This is a genomic window from Hoylesella enoeca JCM 12259, from assembly GCF_000613405.1.
GTDB classification, from domain to species: domain Bacteria; phylum Bacteroidota; class Bacteroidia; order Bacteroidales; family Bacteroidaceae; genus Prevotella; species Prevotella enoeca.
Genome location: NZ_BAIX01000076.1, coordinates 1 through 4,898, shown reverse-complemented (window position 1 = coordinate 4,898; position 4,898 = coordinate 1). Strand labels below are relative to the sequence as shown.

Sequence of the window (4,898 nt, the reverse complement as noted above, 5' to 3'; positions counted from 1 at the left end):
CGGTGTGTTTGCTCTTTTCTCCGAATGCTTTGTGGCAGCATTCTGCAAGGCTCAAGATTTCATCTCGCAGCTTTGCCCAATTGGTTTCTGTAATGATGTAATAGTTCATAATTTTATATTGTTATTGTTTGTTGTTTCAAATCTTTCCAGTTTCCATCGGCAAAGATAATGGCGTGCGTACACCTCTCAAAGCCGTGGGGAACAGCAGGGAAGTATCGGGAACTATCGGGAAAAGAGCAATCCGTTTCATCGGTTCACATTTGCGTTTTCCTGCCCCGTCTTTTTTCTTTTATTGCAAAGACAATGCAAGCGAGTGCAGAGGAAAGTTCACTTATCCTTTGCCGAGCGCAGCTTGTCTTATGCAAAATTAATATCGGACATTTCTTATTCCATCACTTTTCATTCACGTGGCAGCTTGTGGCGCTATAACAAGGACAAAAGAGACAGATTGATGTTCTTGCCACTGCACAAATGAGGTTAATAAGGTAATCAAAGCAAAAGACCGCATCTGAAAGCAAACAACGACAATCCGTATTTCTGTTAACCTTTCTTTCCTGTCATCCATTTTTTGCTTAATGAGGCTATAAATGCCCTTCTTGACAGCCTGTTCTCCTAAGAATTTTAAAGCGGACGAGCGCAACATTATACAAGAGGGCTCTGAATGCTTGGAAGTTACGCATTCTCACCCTAACTTCACTCTTGGAAACTAATTCAAGGGAATAATGAAAAAGAACGCAGATGCAGGCAATACAGGCAGCAGGAGAAATCCCCATCGAAGGGGTAGTTCATCCAAGAACGTAGAGATAGAAACCTATCTCTCCACACACTACGATTTTAGATACAATACAGTATTGGGCAGAACCGAATACCGAAGTAGGAACAGCGGCATATTTACAAAAGTCGGTCGTTATGAAATCAATACGCTTCGCAGGGAACTTGATTGCGATGAAAGCATAGCGACTTCTGCCGAGAACCTTTATTCCATCATTGAAAGCAGCTTTTCTCCCCGTATCAATCCTGTGCAGGAGTATTTAAAAGGGTTGCCATTGATAGATATAGGTGATGGTTGTAGCAATGGTGGTAGTTACAGTGGTAGTAGTGTTCTTACTTTCTTTTCACCAAAAGCAATTCCCGATTTGGCAAGCTGCGTTGTTGTCCGTAATTCTAACAAATGGTTGCCGTATCTTACCAAATGGCTTGTGGCGGTGGTCGCCAACGCAATGGACGACCGCGAGTGCCGCAACCACACCTGTCTTGTGCTGACAGGCGAACAGGGCAAGTTCAAGACAACATTTCTTGATTTGCTCTGTCCGCCGGCACTGCACGGTTACAGTTATACGGGAAAGATATATCCGCAGGAGAAGGACACACTTACCTATATCGGGCAGAATCTTATCGTAAACATTGACGACCAGCTCAAAGCCCTCAACAAACGGGACGAAAACGAACTGAAAAACCTCATTACCTGTCCGATGGTTAAATATCGCATGCCCTATGACAAATATGTGGAGGAACATCCTCACTTGGCGAGCTTCGTGGCATCGGTGAATGGCAACGACTTCCTTACAGACCCGACAGGCAGCAGACGTTTTTTGCCCTTTGAGGCCTTGTCTATTGATATCAATAGGGCAAAGGCTATCTCAATGGATAAAGTCTATACAGAAGCCAAAGCTTTGCTCAAATCAGATTTTCACTATTGGTTTGACGATGACGAGATAGCCGAACTGTATCGGGAGAGCGAGGACTTCCAAGTGCAGACAGCAGAGATGGAACTCTTGTTGCGTTGTTTTGAGAAGCCAACGGAGGACGAAAACTATTTGTTAATGACCACTACGGAGATACTCACCTATTTGGGTATTTATACCCACCAGCCACTTCTTGCCAAACGTATGGGCGAAGCCTTGAAGAAAGCAGGATATATAAAGGTGAGTAAGCGAAGAAACGGTGGGAATCCCATCTATGTCTACAAGATTAGAAAAATCTTGCCATGTCCACTCATTCAAGCTTGTAGTAGCCAGATGTAGTAGAGTGTGTAGTATCTCCACATACTACTAACTGTTGCTGATTATCAATTACTTATATTAAAATAGTATGTAGTAAGAAGAATGGTAAAAAAGTTTGGAGGGAAAAACTTTAGAAAAGAGGATTTCATTCAAACGGCATTCAAATATCATTCAAACCAACCATTATTATTCAAATAAGAATTATCCAACCATTTAAAGTTTATGACAATGAAAGAAGAAGATTTATCAGCTATCAAGCGATATTCCATCGTGGAATATCTCGAAAAGAAAGGCATCAAGCCTGCCCGCAAAACACCGACCTATGCTGTGTATCGCTCACCATTGAGGGAAGAAGTGCATCCGAGTTTCAAGGTGGACAGGGAAAAGAACCTCTGGATAGACTATGCCGAAGGCAGAGGTGGAAGCATCATCGACCTCTGTATGCGCCTGGAGGGCTGCACGCTGTCGGAAGCCATCTGCCGCTTGGGACAGACCACTTCCTTTGATACAGCGTGCAACAATGCCGAATCCTCAAAGGAGAAGGCATACAGCAGCAATGGTAGTATCAGACTACCAAAAGAGAAAATGGCAAACGGGGCAAGGAGACTGATAGATGTATCAGACACCTTACCGTCACATTTGCAGGAGTATCTTACAAAGGTGCGCTGCATCAACTTGGAAAAGGCATTGCCCTTTCTCAAATCCATCAGCTATGAGGTAAGAGGAAGAAGATACGAAGCCATTGGCTTTGCCAACCTCTCCGGCGGCTATGAACTTCGGGACGACAAGACGTTCAAAGGAACGATTGCCCCGAAAGATATTACCGCGATATTTGAAAACAAAGTGCAGCCCGTCTGCCTGTTCGAGGGATTTATAGACTTTCTCTCTTTCCTTTCAATGAAAGAAGAAGTGAATAACCGCTGCCTTGTGATGAACTCTGTGAGCAACATTGGAAGAAGTATCAGCTACCTGAACAACCATCAAGTCTCTTCTATCCGTATTTTCCTTGATAACGACGACGCGGGGCGGAGAGCAACACAGGAGCTGATAAAGGCAGGTTTTAAGGTAGAAGACATGTCTGTACATTACGGGAACTTTAAAGACCTCAACGAGTATCATGTCAGCTGTGTTCGTGAGCAACAGAAAAAGTTGGAGAAAACACCCAAAACAAGCAATAAGGTAAAACAAGTCAAACTAAAAATACGATAGAGCAATGAAAAAGATAAAAGCAATCAGAAAGGAGATAGACCAATCCATAAAAGACGCGTTCAACATGAACAGACAGGAAAGTAATGAAAGAGCAGACAGGAAAAGTCTTGCATATTACTTGGGAGAGAAAGACGAGGAGGAAGAACACCCACAGGCAAAAGCTCCATCAAAGGAAACAGATTGCCAAGAAGCAATAGCTTCCGAGTCTGCACAGCACACAGAGAATGCAACCGTTCAACGGCGTATCAGTGCCAAGATGAGACGGGGAACGCTCGAAACCTACAAGCAGGCTTTTCTTGTTCCGACTAAACTGAGTGACCGAAAGGCGGTTTATCTGAGCAGGGAGACACAGGAACGTGCGGACTTCATCGTCCGTAGGTTGGGCGACAGGGGCAGCAACCTTTCAAGTTTTGTGGAGAACATCGTGCGTACGCATTTGGAGGAGTATGGTGAGGACATAGAGAAATGGAGGAGGTTATAAACCGCAGGAGGGGGGCGAGGTATGAATTTCAAAAGATTTATTTCCCGCTCTAATCCTACTATCGCATTAAAATATGATGTCATATTCTCGTAAATGAGACGTCATATTTGGGCAAATATGACATCATATTTTTAGCAAGCAGACATCTGAACGATGAGAACACCACGAACACAGTTAAACACAGAATGCACGGCATTCACTTTTCGGCTGCAAAACGCCTCGTGCGTAAATGGTCTTATCACTGACATTGCAAGACGTCAGTTTGTACCCACAAACTGCGCTTGCTCCCCTCGTTTAATTATCGGGGAGATTAGACCGTAATCACTCCGTTCTCATCGGTCAGTGTTCAGGAATTAAGCAAGATTGAAAACAAAGAAAAGAGGACTTTTATATGAACAGATATAATAAAAAGACTGCCAAATGGCAGAGGCAAAACAAAAATGAAGTGCGGATGAACAAGACGGAGTTCATCAAGGTAAGATGCACCTTAGAGGAAAAGCAGCGTATCAAGTCAAAAGCGGAAAGCGTAGGGCGGAAGTTCTCCGACTACTGCCGTGAAATTCTCCTTAACGGAGAAGTGGTTGCCGTTCCCAAGATGACAGACAATGAGAGGGAAGCCATTGCCATTCTTCAGCATACAGGAAGATTCTACGGGCAGGTTTCCAACCTCATCAAAGTCAAGGACGAAGATTGGCTACATATCACAAAGAACCTCTCGCTATGTGCCAAAGAAGCATTTAAGCGGTTTTACGACCCGCATTTTCGTGTGGATGATGAGGTATATAAGGTCTTAAATTTGAAGAGAGATGATAGGAAAATGTAAGGCGATAGCGCACGGCAGCACGGCTCTGGACTATATTTTCAGAGAAGGCAAACTCGGCAGTCGGCTTGCCTTCCACAATCTTTGCAGCAGGGAGCCAAAGAGCATCTATGAGGAAATGAAAGTCGTCAGCGACTATAACAGCCGTTGCAGGAACAAGTTTCTCCGTATCGAAATAGGCATTGCACCGCAGGACGAGAAAAAGTTGCCTGTATCCGAACTGATGCGGATAGCCCATCTGTTTGCCAAACAAATGGGACTTGACAACCATCAATGGGTGGCGGTAACACACAAGGACACCGACAACAGACATATCCATATCATTGCCAGCCGCATCAGCCTGTATGGGGAGGTCTATGACACCACTTTTGTGAGCAACAGGGCT

Annotated in this window: 4 protein-coding genes and 2 pseudogenes; 5 read left to right on the top strand and 1 reads right to left on the bottom strand. The window is 44.2% G+C overall.

Annotation, left to right across the window (positions count from 1 at the left end):
* Window positions 1-109: pseudogene (locus JCM12259_RS15560) on the bottom strand (helix-turn-helix domain-containing protein); the annotation flags it as partial.
* Between the two features lie 478 nt (window positions 110-587).
* On the opposite strand from JCM12259_RS15560, the pseudogene JCM12259_RS12300 reads away from it, so the two are divergent.
* The 5 genes and pseudogenes from JCM12259_RS12300 to JCM12259_RS12280 form a co-directional block, all read left to right on the top strand.
* Window positions 588-2,024 (top strand): annotated as a pseudogene (locus JCM12259_RS12300) (virulence-associated E family protein).
* A gap of 207 nt (window positions 2,025-2,231) precedes the next feature.
* Window positions 2,232-3,212: a toprim domain-containing protein gene (locus JCM12259_RS12295; RefSeq protein ID WP_025066663.1), complete on the top strand. Its 981-nt coding sequence runs from the start codon at window positions 2,232-2,234 to the stop codon at window positions 3,210-3,212.
* 4 nt (window positions 3,213-3,216) lie between these two features.
* The gene (locus JCM12259_RS12290) at window positions 3,217-3,693 is read left to right on the top strand and encodes a DUF3408 domain-containing protein (protein ID WP_025066662.1); all 477 of its coding nucleotides are present in this window, start codon (window positions 3,217-3,219) and stop codon (window positions 3,691-3,693) included.
* A 391-nt stretch (window positions 3,694-4,084) separates the two neighbouring features.
* Entirely contained in the window at window positions 4,085-4,516 is a 432-nt protein-coding gene (locus JCM12259_RS12285; RefSeq protein ID WP_025066661.1) for a plasmid mobilization protein, read from the top strand.
* The coding region (locus JCM12259_RS12280; protein ID WP_025066660.1) for a relaxase/mobilization nuclease domain-containing protein at window positions 4,500-4,898 on the top strand (399 nt) is incomplete at its 3' end. The genes JCM12259_RS12285 and JCM12259_RS12280, both read left to right, overlap by 17 nt.

What these genes read in the sequence shown, in the direction of transcription:
- JCM12259_RS12295 (WP_025066663.1), top strand. Translation starts at nt 2,232, where the DNA reads ATGAAAGAAGAAGATTTATCAGCTATCAAGCGATATTCCATCGTGGAA.
- JCM12259_RS12290 (WP_025066662.1), top strand. Translation starts at nt 3,217, where the DNA reads ATGAAAAAGATAAAAGCAATCAGAAAGGAGATAGACCAATCCATAAAA.
- JCM12259_RS12285 (WP_025066661.1), top strand. Translation starts at nt 4,085, where the DNA reads ATGAACAGATATAATAAAAAGACTGCCAAATGGCAGAGGCAAAACAAA.